The organism is Oceanobacillus sp. FSL K6-3682 (assembly GCF_037976165.1).
GTDB classification, from domain to species: Bacteria; Bacillota; Bacilli; order Bacillales; family Amphibacillaceae; genus Oceanobacillus; species Oceanobacillus sojae.
In genome coordinates this window covers 2,503,968-2,530,628 of the sequence record NZ_CP150263.1, presented here as the reverse complement: position 1 = coordinate 2,530,628, position 26,661 = coordinate 2,503,968, and the positions used below count along the sequence as shown (strand labels likewise).

The 26,661-nt window shown below is 38.8% G+C and carries 24 protein-coding genes; 20 read left to right on the top strand and 4 right to left on the bottom strand.

The annotated features are described in order from the left end of the window. Positions 1 to 10: 10 nt before the first annotated feature. From MHH51_RS12610 to MHH51_RS12590, 5 genes are all read left to right on the top strand, one after another. Positions 11 to 526, top strand: a complete 516-nt coding sequence (locus MHH51_RS12610) for a peptide deformylase (protein WP_147212071.1) — start codon at positions 11 to 13, stop codon at positions 524 to 526. Further along, the gene (locus tag MHH51_RS12605) at positions 523 to 1,206 is read left to right on the top strand and encodes an amino acid racemase (RefSeq protein ID WP_339282231.1); all 684 of its coding nucleotides are present in this window, start codon (positions 523 to 525) and stop codon (positions 1,204 to 1,206) included. The genes MHH51_RS12610 and MHH51_RS12605 overlap by 4 nt, the downstream gene beginning before the upstream one ends. A gap of 49 nt (positions 1,207 to 1,255) precedes the next feature. Next, on the top strand, positions 1,256 to 1,693 hold the full coding sequence (locus MHH51_RS12600; protein WP_339282230.1) for a carboxymuconolactone decarboxylase family protein: 438 nt from the start codon (positions 1,256 to 1,258) through the stop codon (positions 1,691 to 1,693). 156 nt (positions 1,694 to 1,849) lie between these two features. Beyond that, positions 1,850 to 2,377 carry a hypothetical protein gene (locus MHH51_RS12595; RefSeq protein WP_339282229.1) on the top strand — a complete coding sequence of 176 codons (528 nt, stop codon included), beginning with the start codon at positions 1,850 to 1,852 and terminating at the stop codon, positions 2,375 to 2,377. Between the two features lie 27 nt (positions 2,378 to 2,404). Beyond that, on the top strand, positions 2,405 to 2,716 hold the full coding sequence (locus MHH51_RS12590) for a GNAT family N-acetyltransferase (RefSeq protein ID WP_339286307.1): 312 nt from the start codon (positions 2,405 to 2,407) through the stop codon (positions 2,714 to 2,716). Positions 2,717 to 2,855: 139 nt separating this feature from the next. Here the strand turns inward: MHH51_RS12590 and MHH51_RS12585 are convergent, their stop codons facing one another. The 3 genes from MHH51_RS12585 to MHH51_RS12575 all read right to left on the bottom strand — a co-directional run bounded on the left by MHH51_RS12585 (position 2,856) and on the right by MHH51_RS12575 (position 6,753). After that, complete coding sequence (locus MHH51_RS12585; RefSeq protein WP_339282228.1) at positions 2,856 to 3,731, bottom strand: DUF3307 domain-containing protein; 876 nt, start codon at positions 3,729 to 3,731, stop codon at positions 2,856 to 2,858. Continuing rightward, positions 3,728 to 4,504 carry a hypothetical protein gene (locus MHH51_RS12580; protein WP_147212076.1) on the bottom strand — a complete coding sequence of 259 codons (777 nt, stop codon included), beginning with the start codon at positions 4,502 to 4,504 and terminating at the stop codon, positions 3,728 to 3,730. The genes MHH51_RS12585 and MHH51_RS12580 overlap by 4 nt, the downstream gene beginning before the upstream one ends. A 245-nt stretch (positions 4,505 to 4,749) precedes the next feature. Beyond that, positions 4,750 to 6,753 carry a S9 family peptidase gene (locus MHH51_RS12575; RefSeq protein ID WP_339282227.1) on the bottom strand — a complete coding sequence of 668 codons (2,004 nt, stop codon included), beginning with the start codon at positions 6,751 to 6,753 and terminating at the stop codon, positions 4,750 to 4,752. Positions 6,754 to 7,202: 449 nt separating this feature from the next. Here MHH51_RS12575 and MHH51_RS12570 point away from each other — a divergent pair, with 449 nt between their 5' ends. After that, positions 7,203 to 7,934: a metallophosphoesterase family protein gene (locus MHH51_RS12570; RefSeq protein WP_339286306.1), complete on the top strand. Its 732-nt coding sequence runs from the start codon at positions 7,203 to 7,205 to the stop codon at positions 7,932 to 7,934. Positions 7,935 to 8,303: 369 nt separating this feature from the next. Then, positions 8,304 to 9,020 (top strand): dihydropteridine reductase, encoded by a 717-nt coding sequence (locus MHH51_RS12565; RefSeq protein WP_147212079.1) that lies wholly within the window; start codon positions 8,304 to 8,306, stop codon positions 9,018 to 9,020. Between the two features lie 197 nt (positions 9,021 to 9,217). Here the strand turns inward: MHH51_RS12565 and MHH51_RS12560 are convergent, their stop codons facing one another. Then, on the bottom strand, positions 9,218 to 9,817 hold the full coding sequence (locus tag MHH51_RS12560) for a TetR/AcrR family transcriptional regulator C-terminal domain-containing protein (protein ID WP_339282226.1): 600 nt from the start codon (positions 9,815 to 9,817) through the stop codon (positions 9,218 to 9,220). A 118-nt stretch (positions 9,818 to 9,935) separates the two neighbouring features. Here MHH51_RS12560 and MHH51_RS12555 point away from each other — a divergent pair, with 118 nt between their 5' ends. The 13 genes from MHH51_RS12555 to MHH51_RS12495 all read left to right on the top strand — a co-directional run bounded on the left by MHH51_RS12555 (position 9,936) and on the right by MHH51_RS12495 (position 26,642). Further along, positions 9,936 to 10,904 carry a zinc-binding alcohol dehydrogenase family protein gene (locus tag MHH51_RS12555; protein ID WP_339282225.1) on the top strand — a complete coding sequence of 323 codons (969 nt, stop codon included), beginning with the start codon at positions 9,936 to 9,938 and terminating at the stop codon, positions 10,902 to 10,904. Between the two features lie 223 nt (positions 10,905 to 11,127). After that, positions 11,128 to 12,432 carry a Y-family DNA polymerase gene (locus MHH51_RS12550; protein WP_339282224.1) on the top strand — a complete coding sequence of 435 codons (1,305 nt, stop codon included), beginning with the start codon at positions 11,128 to 11,130 and terminating at the stop codon, positions 12,430 to 12,432. A 1-nt stretch (position 12,433) separates the two neighbouring features. Further along, complete coding sequence (locus MHH51_RS12545) at positions 12,434 to 12,838, top strand: hypothetical protein (protein WP_147212082.1); 405 nt, start codon at positions 12,434 to 12,436, stop codon at positions 12,836 to 12,838. 192 nt (positions 12,839 to 13,030) lie between these two features. After that, on the top strand, positions 13,031 to 14,578 hold the full coding sequence (locus MHH51_RS12540) for a multicopper oxidase (RefSeq protein ID WP_339282223.1): 1,548 nt from the start codon (positions 13,031 to 13,033) through the stop codon (positions 14,576 to 14,578). A gap of 261 nt (positions 14,579 to 14,839) precedes the next feature. Further along, on the top strand, positions 14,840 to 15,319 hold the full coding sequence (locus MHH51_RS12535; protein ID WP_339282222.1) for a PaaI family thioesterase: 480 nt from the start codon (positions 14,840 to 14,842) through the stop codon (positions 15,317 to 15,319). 31 nt (positions 15,320 to 15,350) lie between these two features. Then, entirely contained in the window at positions 15,351 to 16,298 is a 948-nt protein-coding gene (locus MHH51_RS12530; RefSeq protein WP_339286304.1) for a phosphotransferase, read from the top strand. A 244-nt stretch (positions 16,299 to 16,542) separates the two neighbouring features. Further along, positions 16,543 to 17,130, top strand: a complete 588-nt coding sequence (locus MHH51_RS12525; protein WP_147212085.1) for a TetR/AcrR family transcriptional regulator — start codon at positions 16,543 to 16,545, stop codon at positions 17,128 to 17,130. A gap of 192 nt (positions 17,131 to 17,322) precedes the next feature. Next, a complete protein-coding gene (locus MHH51_RS12520; protein WP_147212086.1) occupies positions 17,323 to 17,958 on the top strand; it encodes an SDR family oxidoreductase in 636 nt (211 codons plus the stop codon). Between the two features lie 683 nt (positions 17,959 to 18,641). After that, positions 18,642 to 20,078: an amidohydrolase gene (locus MHH51_RS12515; RefSeq protein ID WP_339282221.1), complete on the top strand. Its 1,437-nt coding sequence runs from the start codon at positions 18,642 to 18,644 to the stop codon at positions 20,076 to 20,078. A 22-nt stretch (positions 20,079 to 20,100) separates the two neighbouring features. Continuing rightward, on the top strand, positions 20,101 to 21,642 hold the full coding sequence (locus MHH51_RS12510; RefSeq protein WP_147212088.1) for an AbgT family transporter: 1,542 nt from the start codon (positions 20,101 to 20,103) through the stop codon (positions 21,640 to 21,642). 65 nt (positions 21,643 to 21,707) lie between these two features. Beyond that, positions 21,708 to 23,477 carry an adenine deaminase C-terminal domain-containing protein gene (locus MHH51_RS12505; RefSeq protein ID WP_339282220.1) on the top strand — a complete coding sequence of 590 codons (1,770 nt, stop codon included), beginning with the start codon at positions 21,708 to 21,710 and terminating at the stop codon, positions 23,475 to 23,477. A 502-nt stretch (positions 23,478 to 23,979) separates the two neighbouring features. Further along, the gene (locus MHH51_RS12500) at positions 23,980 to 25,218 is read left to right on the top strand and encodes a CNNM domain-containing protein (RefSeq protein WP_339282219.1); all 1,239 of its coding nucleotides are present in this window, start codon (positions 23,980 to 23,982) and stop codon (positions 25,216 to 25,218) included. 290 nt (positions 25,219 to 25,508) lie between these two features. Then, a complete protein-coding gene (locus MHH51_RS12495; RefSeq protein ID WP_339282218.1) occupies positions 25,509 to 26,642 on the top strand; it encodes a zinc-dependent alcohol dehydrogenase in 1,134 nt (377 codons plus the stop codon). The last annotated feature ends 19 nt before the right edge of the window (positions 26,643 to 26,661 follow it).

Below are 26,661 nucleotides of genomic sequence, written 5' to 3'. Positions count from 1 at the left end.
AGGGAGAAGCATGGCAGTGAAAGAAATTCTATTATTGGGAAATCCGAAATTACATGAAATCAGCTCTTTGGTGGCAGAAGAGGAAATGGATGAATTGTTGCCTGCTGTCCAGGATCTTCACGATACATTGTTGGATTTCAAATCAAAATATGATGCAGGGCGTGCCATTGCGGCACCTCAAATCGGAGTTTTTAAAAGAATGATTTATATGTATATTGACAAACCGTTTGTATTTATCAATCCGGAATTAGTGATTACCAATCATGAAAAAATGGAGGTGTGGGATGATTGCATGAGCTTTCCGGACCTGCTTGTCAAAGTACAAAGATATAAGGCGTGTACGATTCATTATCGGGATATCGATTGGAAGAAACAAAGTATGGAGCTGACGGATGATTTATCAGAGCTGCTTCAGCATGAATATGACCACTTAGACGGTATCCTGGCAACTTCAAAAGCTGTTGATAATCAATCCTTTGCTCTGCGTTCCCAAAGAAGCAATATAGATAAGGAGGAGGGCCAATGAAAAAGAAGATTGGGATAATCGGCGGTATAAGTGCTGCATCAACAATTCATTACTATAAGAGGCTGACAGATTTATATTATGAAAAGTATCAGGATTATTATTATCCCGAAATTCTAATTCATAGTCTGGATTTTCAGTATTTCACAGACTTAGAGAACGAGCATCGAAAAGAAGAGTACATAGATTATATCTTCCGGAAAATAAATGGGTTGGAACGAGCCGGGGCTGAGGTAGTGATAATGGCTGCCAATTCTCCTCACTCTGTATTTAAAGAAATAGAACAACTTGTTAATGTGCCTATGATCAGCATTGTTGAATCAATAGCTTTAAAAGCAATGGAGAAAAAATATGCCAAATTGCTTTTAACGGGCATTAAATACACCATGCAATCTACCTTTTATCAGGACATATTTAAACAATATGGGCCGGAAGTCATTACGCCGAATGAACAGCATCAAAACGAAATCAATTCCTTTATTTTTGATGAGTTGGTTATACAGCATTTTTCCAACCAGACGAAAAGCCGTTTTATTGAAATAATTAATAATTATGATGTGGATGCTGTTATACTTGGTTGTACAGAATTACCATTACTTTTGTCGAGTGATGATTGTGATATACCGCTTTTGGATACAGTTTCTTTACATGTTCAAAAAACACTAGATTATAGTGTAGAGTGAAGAAAATTGTTGATTGCAGGAAATAAAAAATAACTTGGAGGGACTATATATGACACAGCGGATGAACTTTTTTGAGCTTGCACCTGAGGCAGTGGGGATGATGAGGGAGATTGAAAAGTACACGAGAAAAAGTAACATTGACCGTAAACTCCAGGAGCTAATTAAAATCCGGGTATCACAAATAAATGGCTGTGCATTTTGTTTGAATATGCATACAATAGAAGCCCGGAAGATAGGGGAAACAGAACAGCGATTATATTGTGTCAGTGCCTGGAGGGATTGTACTTTTTATTCTGAAAAAGAAAAGGTTGCTTTAGAGTTAGCGGAACAAATTACGCTTATTTCAAAAAATGATGTATCGGATGATTTATTTGATCGTGTTCGAATACATTATACGGAGAAGGAATACCTGGACTTAATTGTGTTGATTAATCAAATTAATAGCTGGAACCGGCTTTCTATTGCAACAGGGGCGATGGCAGAGTGATTAAGATAGCATTGGATAATTTGGTGAGTAGTAAATTGTTAATATTTCTTTGCATGGAAACTTTGTTTCCTAGTTATTATTTCAATTTATAAATGCTGATATAGATTTCATAATAAATGCTAGGGTAGAAAAATAATTCTCGAGGAGGTTAGATAAATGAGTAAACCTGTCATTCGAACTTACAAGGATTCAAATGATTTAAAACGGATGCAGAAACTCACACAAGCTATATGGCCACTGGAACCTAATTACCATATAGGCGATTTGGCTTGGCAACGCTACCGACATACTGGGCGCGAGGATGATTGGGATACTGCAATTTGGGAATTGGATGGGAATCCCGTTGCTTGGGGATGGATTCAAAAACCTGGTGAGTTAATATGTCAAGTTCATCCTGATTTTCCTGAAGTGGCCAGGGATGTTATTGACTGGTTTAATAAAATAACTAAAACCAATGAGCAAAAAGTGCTTGTCCTGGAAACGGAATCGCATCTTATTTCTGCCTTAGAAGATTCTTTATTCACCCCATTAGCAGAAAATCCAGAAGTCCTTACAAAAATTTCATTGGATAGTTGTTCCTTTCCTGTTCAATTACCAGATAAATTTAAGGGTCGCCATATCAAGGGTTCTGAGGATTTAACAAATCGTGTGGCAGTGCATAGGGCTGCATTTGATAAAACCTGAGTCACAGAAGAAAGTTACTTGAACGTTATGAATACCTATCCTTATGATCCTTCGCTTGATTGGGTAATAGAATCTCCAAATGGTGAGTTCGTCGCATCTTGTTTAATTTGGTATGATGAAGTTAACAAGGTGGGGTTACTGGAACCTGTTGGAACGAATTCGGGATTTAGGAGAATGGGGTTAGCGAGTTCAGTCAGCAAGCTTGCTCTCAATGCTTTGAGTGAAAAGGGGGCAAAAACAGCGGTTGTTGTTTGTACCTCCCCAGATGCATGTGAGCTTTACAAGTCTATCGGTTTTGAACAATTCGCTCAAACAAAATCATTTCATCGTTTAAAATAGAGCCAGATTGGACACCCTTTATACCTGCAATAATGAAGGGAGCAGGTTAAGGGTATGGTATATATCATAATAAAAAGCCCCTATGTTCAAGGTATAACTTAAACGTAAGGGCTTTGTTCATTTCCAAAGATTTTGGGTTTTACATAAGAACCCCCTGTACAACAAGGCCAAGCACCAACCCTAAGAAAATAGAAGACAACGTACCTAGCAGGAAATACTCTGCCCAGTTCCGGTCATCTAACTGTTTGAACCGCGCAATGGATTTGGCTGCAATAATAAAAGCAATTGACGGATACGCACCAACCGCTGTTAATATAATCACTAGTAATCTTTCCAGATAGCCGATAAGTTTTCCGTGCGAACGAAGCGGGGTAGAGTAGGTAAAATAATGATATTCCTCTGTGAAACGATTATCTGCTCCCGCGTGAATTTTTTCCTTTCCGGCAGCGATTTGATTTTTTAATGTCAGCTCGCCTTCAAAATTAGCAAATTCAGAGGGCAGGGAGCCGATGATAAATTTTACAATATGCCCGCTGACGCTTATGGCTAAAATATAAATGATAATCATAAATAATACGGTATGGAATGGATTTAAACTGCTTGTCCCATGCAACAAATCAAAGAGCTCCGCCGTCATTTTTGCAGCTGTCATATGAAAGAAAAGGATACAAGCTATGAGTATCATGATGATATGCAAGACTTGATCTGATAGAAAATATCCAAGTCTTTTTATATTATCCGTCGGACTTTTTGGAATAGAATCTACTAATTTTATTTTTAACAAATCAATCACAAGATGCGTGAGGATAATAAAGGCAAAGGGCAGGATAAAATAGTAGATTATATGTTGAAATTCATATTGGTATCCCCATATTATCGCCAGCGCAATGCCTGTTGTCACCAGGTGATGAAGTAAGTGTTTTTTCAAATGTTTTATTTTATTTTGCACCATCTGGTCTGTTTGCAGCCAAAAATCAGCAATCAGATGCGCAAGTAACAGCAATAATATAGTCATGACAAACTCCTTTCTTCAGGAAAATAATCATTTAGATGCGTCCTTATATTTTGTCTGATATTTTCCTGCAGTTTATCCGTCTGAGCCTGCCAATCTTGTACACCTAATGAATCCAGCACCTTTACAATGTTATAAAAAGCATTCAAAATAAGATGCGTTTTTCCTTGTTTCATATGATGGGATATCGTAGCTGTTGTTCTTCCAAGATATTCACTTACTTTATTCTGTTGACCGAGTATGGCATATAAAGAACAGACGAGAGACTGTATTTCGGTTTGTTCATTTATTTGCTCCTGCTTTAAAGTTAAACTGGTATTTATTAAGGCTTCGAACTGCTGACTGAAAACAGTAAAGCTCTGTCCCTCTGATAAAGGAGGTAATTCAAAGTGAAACAGTAATCTGTTCGTCTGTTTTTTTAAATGATTATTGGCATTTCTAGCTTGTTTCATTAAGGGGTGAATCCAGGTTTCTATGTTTATTTCGCTGATATCCTCTTGAATATCACCAAATGATAACCCGAAATAGGGCTTATGATCGGGAAACCGCCAAATACGGCTTAGATAGAAAGCAAGTGTATAAGCCGAAGCATAACCGCTGCTTACAACCACCAATTCATCACCAGCGCGGTGGCTGACCTTTGTGACAGCTGTATTCTCTGTCCATTCGGTAATGTAGTTTTTTAATTGCTCCAGGTATTCGCTTAATTCATTTCCGATATTTTCTTTTGATGAATTACTTATATCCATAATGAAGATAGAGACTTCATTTGCCATGAAGAAAACAGCTCCTTCCTTATCGAATGTAGTAATAAGTTTGATTATATAATCGAATATAACAAAAATTAGATGAAATAGTCAAACTTTATTGAGATTAGATGATTTAGACTAATATAGTAGAAATAAAGAGATTTTTTTATTTACAGTTGAAAAAAGCGGGTGATAATACATTATATTTTGCATCATCACCCGCTTTTATTTAATTCTATTTCAAAGTGCTTTTTTTATACTGAATGAAAAAACTAATATACCCGATCTCCATCCGGCTCTTCATCTAAAATATGATGCGCAAACCAATCCAGATTTTGTTTAAGAATAGCGCGGTGGATGCCCGGCTTGTCTGAACCATGCAGCATGTCTTTGAAGATGACCAGCTCTGTTTCTACACCGACATCCTTCAAGCCGCGATATAGTTCATAGGCATTTGGAACAGGAACCCGGGGATCCTTTTCACCGTGCTGAATCAAGGTTGGTGTTGAAGCATTATTAATATAAGTCATAGGCGAGGTCTTTCGATAGATTTCTTCGTCATTCCATGGCGTATCTCCTAAATAGTAGCGTGTAAAATGAGTAATATCCGTATTGACATAGTAGGTCATCCAGTTGGAAATACCGGCTCCGACCGAAACGGCTTTAAACCGGTCGCTGTATGTTGCACAAAAAGCAGATATATAGCCGCCCTGGCTCCAGCCCAGGATGCCGACTTTTTCCGGATCTGCTACCTTGCTGTCAACCAAAAAATCGACTCCGGAAATAATATCTTGATAGTCTCCCAGCCCCAGCTTCCGGAAATTTGCCGAGCGAAAGGCTTCTCCGTAGCCGGCGCTGCCCCTGTAGTTAGGCTCCAGAACAACAAACCCTTTCTCTATAAATTGTTCGATTGGCTGATATCTATTTGTGGTCGGGGTTGCTAATGATATGCCTGTTGGGCCGCCATGAACGGCAAGTACAAGCGGATAGGTCTTCGAATCATCGTAATCAGCCGGTTTTGATAATATGCCTTCAATTTCCAATCCATCTTCTGTTTTCCAGGAAATAATTTCTTTTTTACTTTTCGTTTTTCCTTCGTAAAGCTTATATTGCTTGGTCAGCTGTTTATTATCAAGATATACTTCAGCAGCTGCTTGTGAAGTTGCCTTAACATATGCAGCATGCTTGCCATCCGTCGTAATAGCCGGGTAAGTCACCACTATGTCAGATGAATCAAAAAGCGGTGTCAATGTGCCATCTTCTGCGATAAGCCCGGTCATGTAATTGGTCCGTTCCAGCCAGGTAATGTGGATACCATTTTTAGTCCAGCGAACAGGAGAAATATTTTCATCGATGTTCAGTGGAAGCTGTTTGACTTGTTTGACTTTTAAATCATAGATTTCCAGCATAACGTTTGCGTATATTTTTTTCTGTGTAAGGCGGCTATAGCAAATTTTTGACCCATCATAGGAAAATAGAACAGGTCCCGCTTGTAAAGGGCTGATATCTAATTTTACAAATTCATTGGTTTCCAGGTCCAACAAATAAGTTTCCTGGCTTAACAGGTCAGTGAATCTGGGAGTAGGGGCAGAGCTAAAGACAATTTTCCGGCTGTCTGGTGAAATATCAAAATAATAAATATACCTATCCAGCGATTCCGTCAATGGTGTAATTGCCTTATCTTTGTTATCTTCACCGTTTTCATCTGCCGCTTCCCTTAAGTCCTTTGGCAGATTGTCCAGCGCTTTGGCATGTTGTTTCCCTTTATCCAGATCCAGAAAGTACAATGCATTATAATGAAAATCTTGATCCACATAGGAAAATTCTCCGTACATGTCACTGCGGCTTTTCAGTTTATCCGGTTCAGGGCGCTTTGCGGTGAAGAAAAGGCCTTTACCGTCTGGAGTCCATTTAAAATAATCAATATTATGTTCGGCATGAGAAATCTGTATTGCTGCTGTTTCCTCGTCAGTTTGGATAAAAATCTGCTTTGTTTTTTTGTCGCCTTCACCAGCTGTGCTGAGAAAAGCAAGGGTTTGCCCATCCGGTGACCAGCAAGGCTGCGTACTTTCATTTTCACCTATTGTTAAGGGATAACTTTTATCGGTATGTTTGTCATAAATCCAGACATGCTGAGGGTATGTATTATTGTCCCAGTCCGTTGTGCTTTTTACATAAGCTACACGCTGTCCATCCTCGCTGATGGCAACATCCTGGAATGTTGGTAAAGCTATTATTTCTTCTATTGTTAAATAATTTGCATGGTTATTGGGCATAAGTATACTCCTTTCAGATTATCGTTTAATAGTTTTACTTTTGATTTGATAATTCTCTGCGGTTTCAGTTTGCTGTAAAAGATTTCCGGTAGATTTTCTGTGACCATGCTTAAAACTTCTCAAGATGATATATTTTGGGGAGTATTCTGACTTTTATTAAGCTGATATAATTTTTGAACTATAGCTTATCGGAATTTATTTTTTTGCAAACCAAAAATCCGGTTGTACTAAAATAGCTTTTGTATCATTAATCACCTCGTTTTGAAAAGGGTTTCAATATATTTATAATAATCCTATTATTTTACAACTTCAAGTTATTTAAAAAATAGATAAAATAAAATCCTTTTTCTAAGGATTTTCGATAACGCATATCCTTTCCCTTGAGTTTTTCGTATATATTATGGAGATAAATATACTAGAATGGAGGATTAAAAAATGGTTATTGCAGCATTTATGATATCCATGGTAACTTACCAGCGTTAAATGCCGTGTTGAATGATATTGAAGAACTCGACTCGGATTCTATTGTGATTGGAGGAGATATTGTTTCTGGACCAATGCCAGGGCAGACCTTGGAACGACTTTTGCCTTTAGGTGAAAAACTGAACTTTGTACGCGGGAATGGAGATAGAGAGGTGGTAATGGCTTTTGACGGTAAAAAACTTCCTTCTGCCATGTCAGAACAGGGTCGTAAGAGGACACAATGGGTTGCTGAACAGTTAACCCAATTTCAAAGGGATTTACTGTCCGAATTACCAATGACAGTAACCATTCCTGTTGATGAATTGGGCGATGTTCTTTTCTGTCATGCTACACCAAGAAGTGATGAAGAAATATTTACATCGCTTACCCCGCAGGAAAAGCTCGATAATATTTTTTCAGACATTCAGCAAAAGATTGTCATTTGTGGGCACACTCACATGCAATTTGAAAGAAAGTTGCGAGACATACAAATTTTTAATGCAGGCAGTGTAGGAATGCCGTTTGCAGATAAACCAGGAGCATATTGGATTTTAATTAGCCCAAAAGGAATTGAATTCCGCTTTACATCCTACGATGTTGAAATGGCTGCTCAAGAAATTATAGCAAGTGGTGATCCACAAGGTTATGAATTTGCTGAAAAGAATGTAATTGAAATCCCGACAGCTTTGGAGGCGGCTGAATTACTTAAAAAAAATTAATAACATTTATACAAATGTAATATACTTATTTTCTTTTAATCAATCCTGCATGAATCCTATAACTGCTTAGAATTCTTTAAAAAAACTAAAACTAAATTGACACAAACCCAGACGCATGGATTAGCTATTTTCTTAATATCAGCAGGATTTATCTGATAGTATACTGTCTTCTTCATTAATTGATATGGTCAACATTTCCAAAAGACCGGATTGCCAGGATATTTACTAACCTGAAATTACTCTCCGCATCATTAGTAAATTTAAATTGCATAAATTTACTAAAATAATCAATTCATTTAATTGAGAATTATTATCATTTATTGTATAGTAGATAGTAACGATAAATATAATGGAGAAGGAGAATATATAATGAAAATATACTGGACTAAAATAAATGAGATTATTGATGAAACCCCTGAGGTTAAAACATATATGCTTGAGTGCCCGGAAGACTATACATGGGAAGAGGGTTCCCATATTCATCTTGCACTGGAGGGTTTTAATGCGGGAGATAAACCAAACCGCAGTCTGATTCGCCATATGTCGATTTCCACTTTACCGCATGAAAATTTAATCGGTATCACAACACGTATCAAAGAGCAGTGCTCTGAATTTAAAACGATTTTAAGAGAGATGGAAGTTGGGCAGGAAGTTGCTGTATTTAAAACACATACGAATGTACCGCTTAAAAGAGAAGACAGAAATGTGTATCTGCTGTCAGCAGGGGTTGGCCTGGCAACCTTCAGACCACTCGTACTGGATTATTTCGAGTGTGCCGACAACGTCAATCAAATTCATTCCCTGAACATTGATTCATCAAGAGATTTCCTATTCACTAATATTTTTGAACCCGCACCTGACAAGAAATTCACATCACAGTTCGTAGATAATCGTAAAGATTATTATGAAGAAGTGAAAAATCTTGCTGAAGACAAGGCTGGGCTCTTTTATGTTGTCGGCAGTGACGAATTCCTGGCGGAGAACATTGAGGTTTTGCGTGAGCAGGGCATCCAGCCGGAACAGATTATGCTCGACAAGCATGAAGGTCAGCGGGCTGAATTTTTACCATCTGATGTTTCTATTTAAGTAAGACAATTCTCTTTTTAATCAACATTAAATGATAACCCATAAATGATAACCCATAAATGATAACCCATAAATGATAGAAAAGCTGCGTTTAGTATAATACTGAATGCAGCTTTTTTCTGTAATTAGACAGAAGATAGACGTGTGAAAAGAAAAACTCTCTTTTCCAAATAACGTAAGCATCTAAATCAAATCAACTAACCAATAATCATTCGCAAACCATCATTAAAAAGGTCATTAACTGTCTTTCCTGCTGAAAAATATTCTTCAATACCTGCTGTCAGTGTAGGATATTCCTGATTAAATGATTCCATATGAAGTTCTTGCATCTCCTGTTCAGTGATCCTCGTTTGTTCTTCAATAACATGGCCGAAAGTAAAGCGGGTTGCAGTTAAAACAATCAAACGTGATTGGCGCAACTCTACTCCCGCATTCACCAGGGATTTTATTGCAGTCTCAGATAAATTAGCCATCGTTAACGAAAGGTGTGCTCCTGCAACGACACGTCCTCCATCAGTATATGCGAGCATTGCTTTACGTAAATGATTAAATATATTAAGCAGCCAATCTTGCCAGTGCTCTTCATTTTCTGCCTCTTTCAGATCATGAAACTCCATCTGCAGAATAGCTTCAGCCATTTCATTCACCAAAGCATGTTTATTTTTAAAATGCCAGTATAATGCAGGAGCTTGGACATTTAATCTGCTTGCCAGCTTTCTTAGCGTGACTCCTTCAAGTCCGCTTTTATTAAGCAGCTCTAAAGCTTCTGTTATAATTTGTTGTTTTTTTAGTGCCATAGTGTACTCCTTTCTTTAGCTGTATGTGCTCTTGACAGTATATCATAAAAGGAGTATAAGTTTACTTAACACCGTTAAATTTAACAGTGTTAAGTAAACTTATACAGGAGGTTTTATCATGAAAGCAGCCGTACTGCACAAATTTGGAGAAACGCCACGTTATGAAGATTTCGCAGATCCGTCTCCAGGTAAAAATGAAGTTTTAATCCATGTGAAAGCTGTAGCTCTTGAAAATGTTGATCAGATGATAGCGAGAGGGGAGCATTTTGCGAGCCGTCAATTTCTTTCTGAATTACCGGCTATCGTCGGACTTAGAGGTGTGGGCGAGCGTTCCGATGGAAAACTGGTTGGATTTTCGGGTGCAAAATCTCCATATGGCGCCATGGCAGAAAAAGCAGTTGTTTCTAAAGAATCCATTGTCCTGGTTCCTGATGGAGTCAGCGCCGAAGAAGCAGTTGCTCTTCCACCTGCCGCATTGACTTCACTTTTTCCGCTTAAATGGGGAGCGAAGATGAAGCCTGGCGAGACCGTGCTTATAAACGGCGCTACCGGGATTGCAGGTAAGCTTGCTGTTCAAATCGCAAAACTCCTTGGCGCAGGGCGCGTCATCGGCACCGGCCGGAACGAAGAATCTTTGCAGCGGATCAAGGAATTGGGTGCAGATACAGTGTTGAACCTTAAACAGTCTGAAGATAATTTATCTGCATCCTTTAAAAAGGAGGTAGATGAAGGGATAGATATTATTTTGGATTTTTTATGGGGGCCTCCAACAGAAACACTCCTAAAATCGATCGTACCAAAAGAAATAAGCTTAAATGGACATCGAACGCACCTTGTTCAAATAGGGGAAAAGGCAGGATCAGATCTCAAGCTTCCCGCAAGTGCTCTACGGACCTCTGGTCTTGAAATTTCCGGAGGCGCTGCAGGTATAACTCCTGCATTCATAGAGGAAGGAACAAATCTGATATGGAAGTGGCTAAAAGAAGGTAAACTTCATATGGACATGGAAAATGTTTTGCTTCAAGATATTGAAAATGTCTGGAACTGTTCCGATTTTCAAGGGAAAAGGATTGTAATTCATCCTTAAGGATTATATTAACAAGGGAGAAACAAGGAACAAAGATACGTATGTATTCATTTAATTATGTCGAACAGGCATATTTACTTTAAAAATTAAAAGCATTCACTCTCCCTCCAATTTTTCTTTTCCATATATTAACACGCCTATTTCATCGTATTCATCTTGACTACACGAATGTAAGTTCGTATACTTTAAATACAAACATACATTCGTGTCAGGAGAGAGTATGATGAAAAATATTATGATGGCGGATTACTCTAATGAACCGCGCCGGGATATTATGTGCATCGATGTCAAATCATTTTTTGCAAGCGCAGAAGCTGCTGCACGCAAGCAGCATCCTTTAAAAGCGCGGATTGCGGTTGTATCGAAACCGGATAATCAGGGCGGTTTAGTTTTAGCCTCGTCTCCTCTGGTAAAAAAAGAATACGGGGTTAAGACCGGAACAAGGATTTACGAGATCCCGCTTCACGCAAATATAGAAATAGTTGAGCCTCGTATGGCATTGTATTTGGAGAAGAACCTAGAAATATTACGTATTTTTAAACGGTATGTAGCGAAAGAGGATTTGCTTGTTTATTCAATCGATGAGTCGTTTCTTGATGTGACTAAATCAAGAAAGCTTTTTGGAAGTGCGCATGAGATAGCAAAAAAAATCCAGCGTGATGTATGGAGAGAATTAGGCTTAGTGCTGACAGTGGGGATAGGAGATAATCCTCTTTTAGCAAAATTAGCGCTTGATCATCAGGCGAAACACGACGAAAAGCGTGGCTTTGTTGGTGAATGGCGTTACGAGGATGTGCCTCTTAAAGTATGGAAAATTGAACCGTTGGCGGATTTCTGGGGAATCGCCCAGAAAACAGAAGCAAATTTAAATCGGTTAGGTATCAGGAATATTTATGATTTGTCTCAATACAGTATTGATAAATTAAAGGAAAGGTTCGGAGTCATTGGAGAACAGCTTTTTTGCCATGCACATGGGATCGACCGGACACGGTTATCGGATAGTTATAAACCTAAAAGCACATCATTCAGCAGAAATCAGATATTAAACAGAGACTATACAGTTAAACATGATGTGGAAACCGTTATCCGGGAAATGACAGACGAGAATGCAGCAAGATTAAGAAAATACAATCTAATGACCGGTGTAGTAAAGCTGTATATTGGATATTCCAGAGATGTAGCACAAGGTGGATTCAATCATCAGATGAAGATTGAGCCTACCGATTCCTCAAAAAAATTGAAAGAGTATATGCTGCTTATCTTTAATAAGTATTATAAAAAAAACACACCTGTAAGGACTGTTAACGTCACCTTTGGAAAAGTTCAGCCAAAGCAATTATTGCAGCTGGATTTATTTGAGCCGCCAGAAGAAGCGGTAGAAAATGAAGAGCTGGACAGGACGATTGATTTTGTCAGAGAAAAGTATGGTTATACTTCGTTGCTGCATGCCTCCAGCTTACTTGACGGCGGAATGGCGAGATACCGTGCGAAATTGCTTGGCGGTCACCGATCTGGAAAGGAAGAGTGATATGGAGCAAATATCGATAACGCGCTTCACACCTGAAAAAATTGGATATAGAGACAGAGGTATTATGAAATGGTTAGGAATGATGCTATCAGACCATTCCGAAGCACTGAAAAAAGAAGAAATAGATGATCAGCTGATAGAAGTGAAAGCAAAAGAAAAGATGGACGAAGAAGAAATAGCCGGTGTGTTGTATCAGGCCTTTGTAACGGATTCTCCTGTTTGTATTCAAGCAAATGTTATCAGAAATGGTAACTACTATAAAGATTTAGAATGTAAGATATCCGGATATGTTGATAATCGGATTTATTTATTTTTAAAAGATGGGCGGGCGACCAGCTGTACACTGGAGGAAATAAGAAATGTGGAGATGATGAACATGCTTGATTGGTATCGAAAAAGAAGATAATAAACAAAAAGAATATCCCGATATTTTTTGTTTAGCTTGAAATCATTGCAGAAGCTCCATATTGGCAACGAAAGATGATAATCATTTTGTTATATTCACCCTAATTAATTTAGTTTACTAGGTACATCAGCCTTTCCTTTTTTGCATATAGTTACATTTACTATTCATAGGAAAGAAATGAGGTGAATACAATTGCGTCGCAAACTAGAAAAATTTGTTGATCTACTTCCAGAAATACAGCTTCTAAAGCCTTATAAAAAAACGAAGGATGGAGCTCATTATGAAATGACGATGAAGCAATTCAGGAAGAAAGTACATCGGGATTTACCACCAACAACCTTATGGGGTTATAACGGTCAATTTCCTGGACCGATGATTGAAGCAAATCGGGATGAACCCGTTCACGTAACATGGCTGAATCAATTGCCAAGTAAACATCTGCTTCCTGTTGATGTATCAATTCATGGACTTGATCAGCTGCCTGCTGTACGCACTGTGGTGCATCTGCATGGTATTGAGACAAAACCAGAAAGCGATGGGCATCCGGAAGCGTGGTATACAAATAACTTTCGGGAAACCGGGCCTGCTTTTTCGAGAAAAACATTCACGTATCCAAATCATCAGCGCGGAAGTCTGCTTTGGTATCATGATCATGCGATGGGAATTACACGATTAAATGTATATGCAGGACTTGCAGGAATGTACATTTTGCGTGATAAACAGGAGGAAGCTTTAAACCTGCCGATGGGGGACTATGAGATTCCGCTTATGATTACAGACCGGAGCTTTAACGACGATGGTTCATTATTTTATCCATCACAGCCTGATGATGCAGCTGCTAATCTGCCAAACCCTTCTATTTTGCCTGCCTTCAATGGAGATAAAATATTAGTTAACGGAAAGATATGGCCTTACTTGGAGGTTGAACCGAGAAAATACCGCTTCCGGATTTTGAATGCTTCAAATACACGGTCTTATCGATTACGGCTTGATTCCAATACATTATTCCAACAAATCGGTTCTGATGGCGGACTGCTTAGAAGTACAGTCGAAATGGAGGAAATCAATTTTCAGCCGGCAGAACGAATTGATGTCATTATTGATTTTTCGAAAGCAGCCGGTCAATCCATCATATTAAAAAATGATTTAGGAGCAAATGCTAATCCAGATGACGAAACTGGGGAGATTATGCAATTTCGAGTTACGAAGCCATTAAAAAATAAGGATAGCAGTCATTTGCCTTCCGCTTTATCTGTTATTCCTTCATTAAAACAGAATGACGTTTCGGGCATTCGCTATTTAAAATTAGTCGGTTCTTCTGACGAATTTGATCGTCCCTTATTACTTCTAAGCAATAAACACTGGCATGACCCAGTTACAGAAAATCCGCGGCTTGGATCAACAGAGATATGGGGTTTTACAAATACAACAAATTTTTCTCATCCAATTCATATTCATCTGGTTCAATTCCAAGTGTTGGAGCATCAACCATTCGATCTGGACCAATATAATATAGATGGAAAAATTATATTTACAGGACCGCCTCAATCGCCGGCAGCAAATAATCGCGGCTGGAAAGATACTATTGAGGCGCCAGCAGCTAACATTACCAGAGTAATTGCTAAATTTGCACCATATAGCGGAGAGTTTGTGTGGCACTGTCATATTTTAGAGCATGAAGACTATGATATGATGCGGCCTTATATGGTTGTAGATGAAGATGAATATGACGAAAAGTAATGCTGAATTTATACAGAATAAGAGCTGGAATTGATTCAGCTCTTTTTTTGAGGTATTAAATAAAGTGAATACTGGCGTACTGTTTTCATAGGAAGCATATCCAAATGAGAGGGAGGGATTTTTGTTGATTGAAGTTTCCATTTATCGAGAAATTATTGTGTATCAGGAAGAACTTATATAGTAGTTATAGTACAATGGAATAAAGCGCTTACTTATAATGCAATAGATTTACTTAAGCTGATTATGCGAGGGGGATGAATAATGGAAGAAAAAATTGAAAAAGCGATACAGGATATTTACCCTGATGATTTCGCCTGGTGTTATGGATGCGGCCGGTTAAATAAAGATGGCCATCACCTTCGAACCGGATGGCAGGGAGATAAAACAGTTACTATCTTTACACCTGAATCAAAGTATATGGGAATCCCGGGTTTTATTTATGGTGGACTGATAGCTTCCTTAATGGATTGTCATGGTTCTGGATCTGCTGCACTTGCATTACACCGCAAGAATGGAAATGAAATCGGCGATGGGACTGTACCGCCCAGGTTTGTTACCGCTTCCCTAAATGTTGAATTCCTTAAGCCGACTCCACAGGATGTTCCCTTAAAAGCAATTGGGACAGTTGAAGAAATCCATCCTAAAAGATGGAAGGTGCATACAGAGGTGTCTGCTAATGATGTTCTTTGTGCCCGTGGAGTGGTAGAACTTGTTGTTATGCCCAGTACATTTTTAAAATAATATATTGGAAGATTGTTATAAGAGGAGAAGGATAATTTTGAGTCAGGAGATACTTACAGAACTTAATAAACTATATCCAATTCATTTCATTAAGACAGAAGCGGTAACAGATGAGATATTTCGATGCATTTCAGAAGAAGGCAATTACTTTGCAAGAATTACAAACTATAAAAGCTTTGATGAACAGCTGGAGGAAGTTAATTATACAGATTTCCTGTATAAGAAAGGATTGGGAGTATCACCAACAGTATCTTCTTTCAATGGGAATACAGTAGAAAAACTGATTTATAATAACCGTGAACTCTTAACAGTGCTTTATAAAGCAGCGCCTGGTGTACATTTACCAAGAAATCAATGGAATGTAGATATACTAAAAGAATTAGGCAGACAAATTGGTAAATTGCATCGTTTGTCCCGAAAGTTTGAAGAACTGTATCCAATTAAACATATTAATGATTGGCATGATAATGAGGAATACAACTTTCTAAAATATATTCCTGAAGAAGAATCCACTATCAGAGATGTTGCAGAAGAGGTTTTATCAACTATAAAACAAATTCCTCAAAATAATTCGAATTATGGATTGTTACATGGTGATTTATGGCTGGAAAACATATTGGTGGATGAAAATTCGAATGTAACAATGGTTGATTTTCAAGATTGTGAAAAGCATTATTATATTTACGATCTAGCAGTTCCTATATACAGTGCAGTGGAGTATTCATTTGCAGGCGGAGGCAACATAGCGGAATACGGACGGGGGATTACAAAAGCAATCATTGAGGGATATCAGGAGGAAAATGATCTGCCTTTGGAAACGTTAGATAAACTGCCCTTATTTATTAAATTAAAAGAATTGTTTGAATACAATATAATGCATATGTACTGGGATAAAGAAAAGCTGACTGAAGAACAGATAAGAATAATGAATCATTTTAGAATAAGGATAGAACTAGAGTCTTCTTTTTTTGAAAGCTGATATTTATGAAACGCTGCTATGGAAGCGGGAGATTGGTTAATAGAGCCAGTTAGTTGAACGGTAATGAAAAAGCAGAAGGGAAGAGGCACTTCAGGTTCCTGCTGATTAAAGCATTACCGAAAACAACTGGTTTATAACTAACTTCAAATTAAAGCATTGACTTTATTTGTATGAAAAGATAAAATAATAATCAATAAAATGTTAGTTATCAATAACATATATTTCTGAAAGTGGAGGTGGCGTTATGTCGAAGAATAAATTAAGTACATCAGACAGGATATTACAATCTGCACTTCAATTAATGAAGGAAAAAGGATTCCAGCCAGTGACCATTAAGGAAATTGCAGATGCAGCTAATGTGAGCGAAATGACGATTTTTCGCCACTTTGAAACAAAAAAAGGAGTTCTGGAGGCAGCGATTGAAAGAAATACGGTTGTTCCCGGGTTTAAGCAGATACTTGATAAAGACATTGTTTGGAATTTGGAAAAAGATTTGCTGCAGATAGCCAATTTATACCTTGACCTTATGAAGCGTTATGAATCTATTTGTTTAATTGCTGTTCAAGAAAGAGCATCAATGCCTGAATTAGTCGATCTGGTGTCTGACAACACAGAGCAGTTAAAAGGATATATCACGGCATATTTTAATACCATGCAGGAGGAAGGGAAGATGAAGCAAACAGATTCTTATACGCAGGCATCTATATTTTTAGCGACCTTGTTCAGCTATTTTATTTCTACTGCATTATGGAAAGAAAAATTTATCACTGTAGCAAAGGAGGAGTTTATTAAAAATAGTGTACAAACATTTTGTTATGGACTTCAACCGTAAAGGAGGTGTTTAAAATTGGCGGACTCCACTAATCGTGTTTATTATTCCAGGCAAGTGTTTCTTATTTTAGCATGGATCTATGCTGTTTGTATTATTGCTCAAACGCTTATGCCGGTATGGCAGTCATAATAAAAAATTTATAATAAATGTTAGTTGTTACTAACTAACATTTATTATTGGGAGGTGTTTTATATGAAAATTGTTGTATTTGGAGCCACTGGTGATACAGGAATTCCATTAGTAAAGCAATTACTTCTAGAAGGTCATGAAGTAACAGCAATCGTACGAAACCCGGAAAAGTTAGAATTATCCGGAACACGTCTGGAAGTTATAAGAGGGGATGTTTTAAATCCAGCTGCCATAGAAGGAAAGCTGACTGGAAAAGAGGCCGTATTATCAGTTCTTGGCGGAAATCACCGCCAGCCGACAACGGTTTACTCGGAAGGTATGGCAAATATAATAAAAGAAATGAAGAAATCAGGAGTTAATCGACTGATTTGCTTATCTGCTGAAACACTTAAATCGAAGGAAGAATCTTCGTTTACAGAGCGTATCCTTGTTAAAGTTTTATGGAGAATATTTCATAATTTATATAGTGACATGCAGCGAATGGAAGAAGAAATCTATCAAAGTACAGTTGATTGGACCATTATCCGGCCGCCTTATCTGACTAACGGCGTTCCAAAAGGGCGTTATCAAATAAGCTTTGATAAACCTGTTAAGAAAGGAAAGGGGCGTATAACCCGGGCGGATTTGGCTGCATCTATAGTAGATCAATTGAAAAATCCAGATTCTATTCATAGAGTTGCTTATGTTTGTGCTAAGTAGAATATATTTTATGAAAAAATAACAAACGGACCACGCTTTTCACGAAGTTTGCAAGTACAAATAGTTCGATATTGCTTTTAGAGGGAATATTCACCCTTTCAAATTCCTCTCAAATTCTTCCCTCCATCGTTTTTTCAAGAAACAATGGAGGTTTTTTATGTTTTTATGAAACACGATGCATTTGTTTTTGGGATCAAAATAAATTTTAAAATCTAGCTAACTTCTTCTCTAGATTGAGTTCGGAGGCATCACAATTTGCTTTATCATAACTGTTCACCTAATTGAATTTTTATGTCGAATCGAGTCGGTTACCAATTTTTACTATGGTTGATTATGAATTCTGACTATGATAAAATGTCTCATTATTCGTACATATGTTTTGTGAGAATATATTGTTATTATCGATAGCGTCAAAGAAAATATGAAAACGCTATCTGATTTTAGAGACTTTAACTTGGAATCTTTACAAGCATAAATCATAGTGCAAAGATGCAGCTGTCTCTTGCTTCATAAAAATTTATAACTTTTCATGCTTGTCATTCCAAGTAAATTCCTGTCTCAATAGGAGATTTTAGAAAGGAGGGTATGCTTGACTTTGAGTGGAAAAAATCCTCCATACCAATAGTTTGACGGAGAAATCATAAAAATTTTAATGATATGACATTAATAAAAGGAGATGAAGTATGTCTTTATATGATTCAGTACAGAAGAGTATAAAAAATAGTGAGGAAGATTACATAAGAATTTCCAGAGAAATTTGGGATAATCCGGAGCTGCGCTTTGAAGAAACAAAGTCCAGTGAAGTGCTGGCAACATATTTGGAACAGAAAGGCTTTGCTGTTGAGCGCGGCATTGCAGATATTGATACTGCATTTGCAGCTTCATATGGGTCCGGTGGTCCTGTTATTGCGTTTTTAGGTGAATTTGATGCCCTGTCCAACCTCAGTCAGGAACCAGGAATTGCTGAACAGCGAGCAATGGAAGAAGGCGGCAATGGACATGGCTGCGGTCACCATATGCTTGGCACAAGTGCGATGGCTTCGGCTATTGCTGCACGAGATTATATGGTGGAGCATAATCTTGAAGGTACTATCCGTTTTTATGGATGTCCCGGTGAAGAAGGCGGATCAGGTAAAACATTCATGGCACGTGAGGGTGTCTTTGATGATATTGACCTTGCGATATGCTGGCACCCGTGGATATACACCCAAGTATGGGTGAATGAATCACTAGCAAACTATCAGGTGTCATTCAAGTTCAAAGGTGTATCTACACATGCTGCATCGAGCCCACATCTAGGACGCAGCGCACTTGATGCTGTTGAACTTATGAATGTCGGTGCAAATTATTTAAGAGAGCACGTAGAAGATACTGCACGGCTGCATTATGCCATTACAAATACAGGCGGCATTTCACCTAATGTGGTTCAGGGAGAAGCCGAAGTTCTATATTTGATGCGCGATGTCAGTGTGGAGAAGGCTGGCGCCATCTATGAGCGTGTGAAGAAGATCGCTGAAGGCGCAGCACTCATGACAGAAACCGAACTCAGCATTCACTTTGAAAAGGCATGCTCCAATTTTTTGCGCAATAATGTGCTGGAAGAAGTCATGGAGGAACAGCTTCAAGAAATCGGCGGCCTGTCATACACGGCTGATGAACTTGAGTTTGCTAAGAAGATTCAGGAATCACTTACTCCGGATGAAATCCAGTATTCGGAATCACAAATCAGTGATGCATATCATAAAGCTGGACAGGAACCCCCTGAATCCGAGGGAGTATTATATGGGAATACAATACCTTATTCCAAGGCATACAATCTTCTTCCCGGTTCGACGGATGTCGGAGATGTCAGTCAGATAGCACCAACAGTACAGTGCCTGGCAACATGCTATGCATTCGGCACACAGATGCATACGTGGCAAACAGTTACACAGGGGAAGACGACCTATGCTGCGAAAGGAATGTTGCATGCAGCGCAGGTTATGGCACAGACTGCTGGGGCGGTTTTAAATAATCCCGAGAAAATCAAAGAAGCTCAAGCGGAATTTGATCGGCGTAAGGGTGGAAAGAAATATGTATGTCCTATCCCGCAAGGCGTGGTGCCTTCAAAATTAAATTGATACTAAACAAGTGAGGTGTACCATGGAAGATACAAACCATAAACAAAGCAAGTTCCAACGTGTACTGGATTTCATTGAGCGCTTCGGTAACAAGTTACCTCATCCCTTTTTAATATTCGTTTATCTTGCAGCGATTATCATTATTATATCGGCAATCGTTGCCTCCTTTGATATTTCAGTTACACATCCGGGTACAGGGGAAGAAGTTGTGGCTAAGAGCCTTTTGTCAGGTGAAGGGCTATTGTTTGCCTTGGAAACAATGCTTGAGAACTTTACAGGATTTGCACCGCTCGGGCTTGTACTTACAATGATGTTAGGTATAGGTGTTGCCCAGGGGGTTGGATTGTTCGATACAGCAATCAAGCTGACCATTGAAAAAGCGCCCCGGGCAGTGATTACATATGCTATTGCTTTTGTAGCGGTTATGGGTAACATAGCTTCCGATGCTGCTGCTGTCATTGTTCCGCCGCTCGCAGCAATGGTATTCTACTCTTTGGGCAGGCATCCAGTTGCCGGTATTGCAGCCGGTTTCGCCGGTGCAGTAGGCGGCTTTACTGCGAATTTGCTTATCGCAGGTACAGATGCCCTGCTGGCCGGAATTACCACTGAAGCAGCACGGGCAATTGACCAGGATATGCTGATCACACCAATTGATAACTATTTCTTTATGGCAACATCCGTCTTCCTGATTGTCCTGCTGGTTGGACTCGTAACTGAGAAAGTCATCGAGCCAAGGCTCGGAAAATATGATCCAAAGTATGCTGAAGAAGGTATTTTGGCACAGAAGCAGGAGAAAGTTGGCAGAATTGAAATAAAAGCACTCAGGAACAGCATGATTGCAGCACTTGTTTATATAGGCGTTATCCTAGCCTTGATCTGGCCTGAAACATCCGTCTTGCGCGGGGAAGGCGGAGTTCTGGTTCCATCGCCATTTCTGTCAAATATCGTGCCGATTATATTTGTATTTTTCATCGTTGTATCGGTCACATATGGAATATCAGCCAAAACAATTAAGAAGTCAGGAGATATCCCGGTTTTCATGGCCAGTGCAGTTAAAGATATGGCGCCATATATTGTACTTGTCTTTGCAATTGCGCAGTTTATTGCATACTTCAACTGGACGAATCTGAGTACAATTATCGCGGTAAATAGTGCTGATTACCTCCAATCAGTCAATTTTGTCGGCTTACCGCTGATTATTATATTCATTCTGGTGATGGGGATGTTGAACCAGTTCATCACAAGCGGTTCAGCCCAGTGGGCGCTAATGGCTCCGGTTTTTGTACCGATGTTCATGCTGCTTGATTTCCATCCGGCGTTTACACAGCTGGCATATCGAATCGGTGATTCATCGACAGCGCTACTTACACCTTTAAACCCGTACCTGATCATGGTGCTTGGGTTCATGAAGCGTTATGATAAAAGGTCTGGACTTGGGTCCATCATTTCAACAATGATTCCTTACACGATTGCCCTGATGGTAGGATGGATACTCTTGATGATAGTATGGTTCCTGCTTGATCTGCCGATTGGTCCGGGGATTAATATTAGATTAGATGGATAATTTTAAAAGGTGGGGATATTCTCTCCATCTTTTTTTCACGATAGGTAAGCAGAAGAGGAGAGATAATGATGTATTCAAGAGAACAGGTAGTTGCTGCTGCACGTGGAGATATTCCAATGGACACAGTAATCCGCGGTGTTCAGCTTGTGAATGTGTTTACCGCTGAAATATACACAGCGGATATAGGCATTAAGGAAGATGTCTTTGCTGCAGTGGCACGGTATACAGATAATGCCCCTATATTTGAAATTGCAGGAGAGAAGGAAATCGATAGCAGTGGGAAATTTGCAGTTCCCGGTTTTATCGATTGTCATGTACATATTGAAAGCACTATGGTGACTCCGGCTAACTTCGCCAAAGCGCTGATCGAAAGAGGCACGACCACCGCAGTTATTGATCCTCATGAAATTGCAAATGTACTCGGTGTGGATGGCGTCAAATATATGATTGAAGCAACGAAGAACTTGCCAATTGATATTCTGGTAACAATACCTTCTGCTGTTCCGGCAGTTCCAGGTCTTGAAGCAAGCGGCGCTGTGTTCGGATCGGATGAAATTGGCATGCTGCTAGAGGAAGAGCGTGTCATCGGTATAGCAGAAATTATGGATTACATCGGTGTAATCAACCAGAGTGAACGGATGACGGGGATTGTTGAAGAAGGATTAAAAAAGGGTGTCTATAATGAAGGGCATTTGCCGAGAACAACCGGTCAGAATCTGGATGCTTACATGTCCGCAGGTGTCGACTCTGATCATGAGAGCCGATCTACGGAGGAAATTGTTGAGAAGCTGCGCCAAGGCATGTGTGTGTACATCCGCGAGTCAAGTGTCAGCCAGTTTGCGGATATCGCTGCTGAAGCATGGCGTGAAGTTCCATATACAACAAACCTTGCTATGTGCACAGATGATGTAGAAGCTAGTGATATGTACCAGGGCGGTCAGATGAATCGTGTTGTCAGAAGATGCATTGAAGAAGGGATCCCCGCACCGCTTGCCGTGCGTTTTGCAACATTAAATGGTGCGAAACGTTTTAATTTGAGACATCGCGGCGGTATAGGTCCGGGATATATTGCTGATTTTTGTCTGGTAAACACACTGGAAGACATGGATGTTACAGATGTATTTACGAAAGGCATTCATCAGGTGAAAGGCGGCAAGCTAATCAATAGAATCAAGACAACAACTGAAATTCTTAAAGAGGATACTGTAAAGATTCCCGACATTGAAGTGAATGACTTTAATATCAGCATGCCAAATGGAATGGATAGTGTTCGTATCAATACGATAGAAATGACCCCAATCGGCACTACAGTAAAAGGAGTACTGGAAATTTCCGCAAAAAATGGAATAATCGATAAATTGCCAGAAGGATATGTTTTTGCTTCAGTAGTCGGACGACATGGTCAAGGTCTAAAGCCTTTTGTAGGTGTATTAAAGAACGCAGGTCTGAAAACAGGGGCATATGCGACAACATTATCTCATGACAGCCATAATCTGGTAGTCGTCGGTACAAACGCAGAAGATATGTATCATGCAGCTAAATATCTTGAATCCTCAGGCGGAGGGCTCGTTCTATTCGATGACGAGGATGTGAAAGCAGCGATAGATTTACCCGTGGCTGGACTGATGTCAGATCTCCCAGTTGAAACACTTGCACCTGCTATTATAAATTTTAATAATATAGCTATAGATATGGGCGTTAAAGTTGGCAGACGGGCTCCTTCAATGGCAATGTCTTCTCTAGCACTCACAGTTATTCCGGAAATACGTATCAGCAATCTAGGCCTTGTTGATGTGAATAAACAACAATTGCTCCCATTGTTTGTAGAAGGATAAAATCAGACGTGAAACCGGGAGCTTGCTATATGCATTATCCTGTCAATCAGTAAAACGATAGAAGCAGAATGCTATCTGATTCAAATTGGCTTTCGTATTGTATACGAGTTTTTCTTCCGGGAAACACTCAGATAGATTCGATATCTGTTGTTGGGTAAAGCAATAAATATCTACAAGTTATTAAAATCTAGAAGTCTGTAGAAACTACTACAATGTTGAAAACAATTAAATAAAAGTAAATGAGCAACGGTTTAACCAGACCGTTGCTTTGTTTATTGAAATAAAGAGTCCATATTAAGACTTTTGTAAATGAAATTTCTTGGTAAATAACACGCTTAATGGAGAAAAGGTCAATTTTCATTTTGGATTTGCCGTTTTATACATATGAACAGTCATATCATCATTTTTGGAATCCCTATCCTGTTTTGATATAATTTGATAAAGAAAGTAGTTATTGAAATGTAAACAACAATCGAATTAGAGTAGGTGAAAGAGTTTGACCATGTTAATTATTGCAATTATTTTACTATTTATCGCTTCCAGTTATTTTTCTGGCAGTGAAACAGCGTTGACGGCAACAAATGAAATGAAGCTGAAGCTAAAAGCAACAAATGGAGATAAAAAAGCCGCACGCTTATTGAAGCTGGTTAACAACCCAGATTTATTTATTCCAGGTATATTAATTGCAAATAATGTACCAAACATTGTACTTCCTTCATTGGTTACAATTGTGGCACTCGAATACAATTGGAATGTAGGCATAACCACAGCCGTTTTAACAATACTCATTATTATTCTGGCGGAAGTAATGCCAAAATCAATTGCAGCAGCGTTTCCTGAAAAAATTGCTCATATAGTCTATTATCCAACTATGATTATTCTCGTGATATTAAAGCCATTCATCCTCTTATTAAATCTATTGACCAAAACAACCATTAAACTCCTTGGACAAGATAATAATGATCAAACAACGATTTCTAAGGCAGATATGAGAGCGATGGTGGATATCGGACATACAGAAGGAACGTTTGGAAGGGAAGAAGTTTATGGTTTAAAAGGAGTGCTGGACTTCTCCAACTTAAATGTTGCGGACATACTGCAGACTCCCAGAATTGATGTGCAGGGAATTATTGCAGATACAAATTTTGAGGAAGCGGGTGAAATTCTATTACAAAATCAGTTTAGCCGTTATCCTGTCTACGAAGGCGATCTTGATAATATTATTGGTGTCTTTCATTCGAAATTTTTTGTTTCCTGGTCTCGAGAACCGGAAAAGCAAGTAACAGCGTTTGCTGATTTAAATCCTCTGCATGTATATGAATTTCAGCAGGTAAGCGATGTGTACAAGCAGATGCTGCAAAAGAAAAAACACTTCGCAATTGTCCATGAAGAATATGGCGGTACAGAAGGCATTATAACAATGGAAGAAATGATTGAAGCAATGATCGGACAAGATATTGAAGATGAAACGGATGTTGATGATATAATAATTGAAAAACAAACAGAGAATGAGATTATTTGTGACAGTAAAATTTCATTACGCCGCCTTAACACTATATTTCAAACGAATATTCCAGAGGAAGAAGATAATTTAGCTGGTTTTTGCCTGAGCCAACTAGGGTATATCCCACAAATTGGAGAGGTTTTTGAGTATGATAATTTAACATTTGAGATTCTTGATGCCGACAAGAATAAAATTAGTAAAGTTAAAATATTAAAAGGAATTAAAAAACCGGAGTAAGGTGATTGGCAGAGATAATAAAATCTGCAGGCGATTTTTAAAAGATACAACAGTTAAAATAAAGCAATACAACGATCAGAATAGTTTGTTTGAATAAACTATGTAAACATAACGAAAGCTAACATTGAATAATAAAAGAAGATGGATCTCTACAACGTTTAAATCTGTAATAATAAGCATACAAATCCTTGTTACGGTTAAAGCGGAGGGTATTATGATTTCAGGCAGTACTTGAATACTGCAGTAAAAGAGATCCCTAATCATTCTTTTATACATGTTAGGAGGATATTATGAAAGCAGTCACATACCAGGGGAAATATGATGTTGCCGTCAAAAAAGTAGAAGCTCCCAAAATACAAGATCGTGAAGATGTGATTATAAAAGTCACTTCAACAGCCATATGCGGTTCTGATCTTCATTTATATCAAGGGAACTTCCCTTTACCAAAGGGCTACATTATCGGACATGAGCCAATGGGAATAGTTGAAGAAGTAGGTCCCGATGTTACAAAAGTAAAAAAAGGGGACCGCGTTGTCATTCCATTTACCGTAGCCTGCGGGACCTGCCAATACTGTGAACACAATTTAGAAAGTCAGTGTGATAACGCTAATCCCCATTATGATTCTGGAGGTTACTTCGGTTATTCCGAAAAATTCGGCAACTATCCGGGCGGACAAGCAGAGTACCTGCGCGTGCCTTTTGGCAACTATACTCCTTTTGTAATTCCAAAAGATTGTGAATTAGAAGATGAATCCTTATTATTTTTATCAGATGTCCTTCCAACTGCTTATTGGAGTGTGGAGCATGCAGGAGTAAAAAAAGGAGACACAGTTATTGTCCTGGGCTCTGGGCCTATTGGATTAATGACTCAACAGTTTGCATGGGATAGAGGGGCAGAACGTGTCATTGCAGTTGATTATATTACCAACCGGCTCCATCATTCCAAAAAGATAAACAGAACAGAAACATTTGACTTCACTCAATATGATGATATGGGGGAGACTCTAAAAGAGCTTACTAAAGGCGGGGCAGATGTTGTTATTGATTGTGTAGGAATGGACGGTAAAAAGTCTCCACTAGAGTGGGCAGAACAGAAATTAAAGCTGCAAGGGGGAACTTTAGGGCCGATTCAAATTGCTACAAAAGCAGTGCGTAAGGGTGGCGTCTTACAAATCACAGGTGTTTATGGCGGACTATACAATATGTTTCCATTAGGCCCTTTCTTCACTCGTAACATTACAATAAAAATGGGGCAGGCACCTGCACGTCACTATATGCCAGATCTGTACAATATGATAAAGAACGGGAATATTGATCCGACAAAAATTATTACTCATACGATGCCTTTAGAAGAGGCTTCTCATGGGTACCATATTTTTAATAAAAAGGAAGATAATTGCATTAAAGTTGTGTTAAAGCCCTAGCAGCACCATTTAAATTCTG

What these genes read in the sequence shown, in the direction of transcription:
- MHH51_RS12520 (WP_147212086.1), top strand. Translation starts at nt 17,323, where the DNA reads ATGAAAATTGTTGTATTTGGAGCCACTGGTGATACAGGAATTCCATTA.
- MHH51_RS12550 (WP_339282224.1), top strand. Translation starts at nt 11,128, where the DNA reads ATGAAAAATATTATGATGGCGGATTACTCTAATGAACCGCGCCGGGAT.
- MHH51_RS12605 (WP_339282231.1), top strand. Translation starts at nt 523, where the DNA reads ATGAAAAAGAAGATTGGGATAATCGGCGGTATAAGTGCTGCATCAACA.
- MHH51_RS12595 (WP_339282229.1), top strand. Translation starts at nt 1,850, where the DNA reads ATGAGTAAACCTGTCATTCGAACTTACAAGGATTCAAATGATTTAAAA.
- MHH51_RS12515 (WP_339282221.1), top strand. Translation starts at nt 18,642, where the DNA reads ATGTCTTTATATGATTCAGTACAGAAGAGTATAAAAAATAGTGAGGAA.
- MHH51_RS12575 (WP_339282227.1), bottom strand. Translation starts at nt 6,753, where the DNA reads ATGCCCAATAACCATGCAAATTATTTAACAATAGAAGAAATAATAGCT.
- MHH51_RS12610 (WP_147212071.1), top strand. Translation starts at nt 11, where the DNA reads ATGGCAGTGAAAGAAATTCTATTATTGGGAAATCCGAAATTACATGAA.
- MHH51_RS12525 (WP_147212085.1), top strand. Translation starts at nt 16,543, where the DNA reads ATGTCGAAGAATAAATTAAGTACATCAGACAGGATATTACAATCTGCA.
- MHH51_RS12585 (WP_339282228.1), bottom strand. Translation starts at nt 3,731, where the DNA reads ATGACTATATTATTGCTGTTACTTGCGCATCTGATTGCTGATTTTTGG.
- MHH51_RS12560 (WP_339282226.1), bottom strand. Translation starts at nt 9,817, where the DNA reads ATGGCACTAAAAAAACAACAAATTATAACAGAAGCTTTAGAGCTGCTT.
- MHH51_RS12565 (WP_147212079.1), top strand. Translation starts at nt 8,304, where the DNA reads ATGAAAATATACTGGACTAAAATAAATGAGATTATTGATGAAACCCCT.
- MHH51_RS12510 (WP_147212088.1), top strand. Translation starts at nt 20,101, where the DNA reads ATGGAAGATACAAACCATAAACAAAGCAAGTTCCAACGTGTACTGGAT.
- MHH51_RS12555 (WP_339282225.1), top strand. Translation starts at nt 9,936, where the DNA reads ATGAAAGCAGCCGTACTGCACAAATTTGGAGAAACGCCACGTTATGAA.
- MHH51_RS12535 (WP_339282222.1), top strand. Translation starts at nt 14,840, where the DNA reads ATGGAAGAAAAAATTGAAAAAGCGATACAGGATATTTACCCTGATGAT.
- MHH51_RS12505 (WP_339282220.1), top strand. Translation starts at nt 21,708, where the DNA reads ATGATGTATTCAAGAGAACAGGTAGTTGCTGCTGCACGTGGAGATATT.
- MHH51_RS12545 (WP_147212082.1), top strand. Translation starts at nt 12,434, where the DNA reads ATGGAGCAAATATCGATAACGCGCTTCACACCTGAAAAAATTGGATAT.
- MHH51_RS12500 (WP_339282219.1), top strand. Translation starts at nt 23,980, where the DNA reads ATGTTAATTATTGCAATTATTTTACTATTTATCGCTTCCAGTTATTTT.
- MHH51_RS12590 (WP_339286307.1), top strand. Translation starts at nt 2,405, where the DNA reads ATGAATACCTATCCTTATGATCCTTCGCTTGATTGGGTAATAGAATCT.
- MHH51_RS12580 (WP_147212076.1), bottom strand. Translation starts at nt 4,504, where the DNA reads ATGGCAAATGAAGTCTCTATCTTCATTATGGATATAAGTAATTCATCA.
- MHH51_RS12495 (WP_339282218.1), top strand. Translation starts at nt 25,509, where the DNA reads ATGAAAGCAGTCACATACCAGGGGAAATATGATGTTGCCGTCAAAAAA.
- MHH51_RS12600 (WP_339282230.1), top strand. Translation starts at nt 1,256, where the DNA reads ATGACACAGCGGATGAACTTTTTTGAGCTTGCACCTGAGGCAGTGGGG.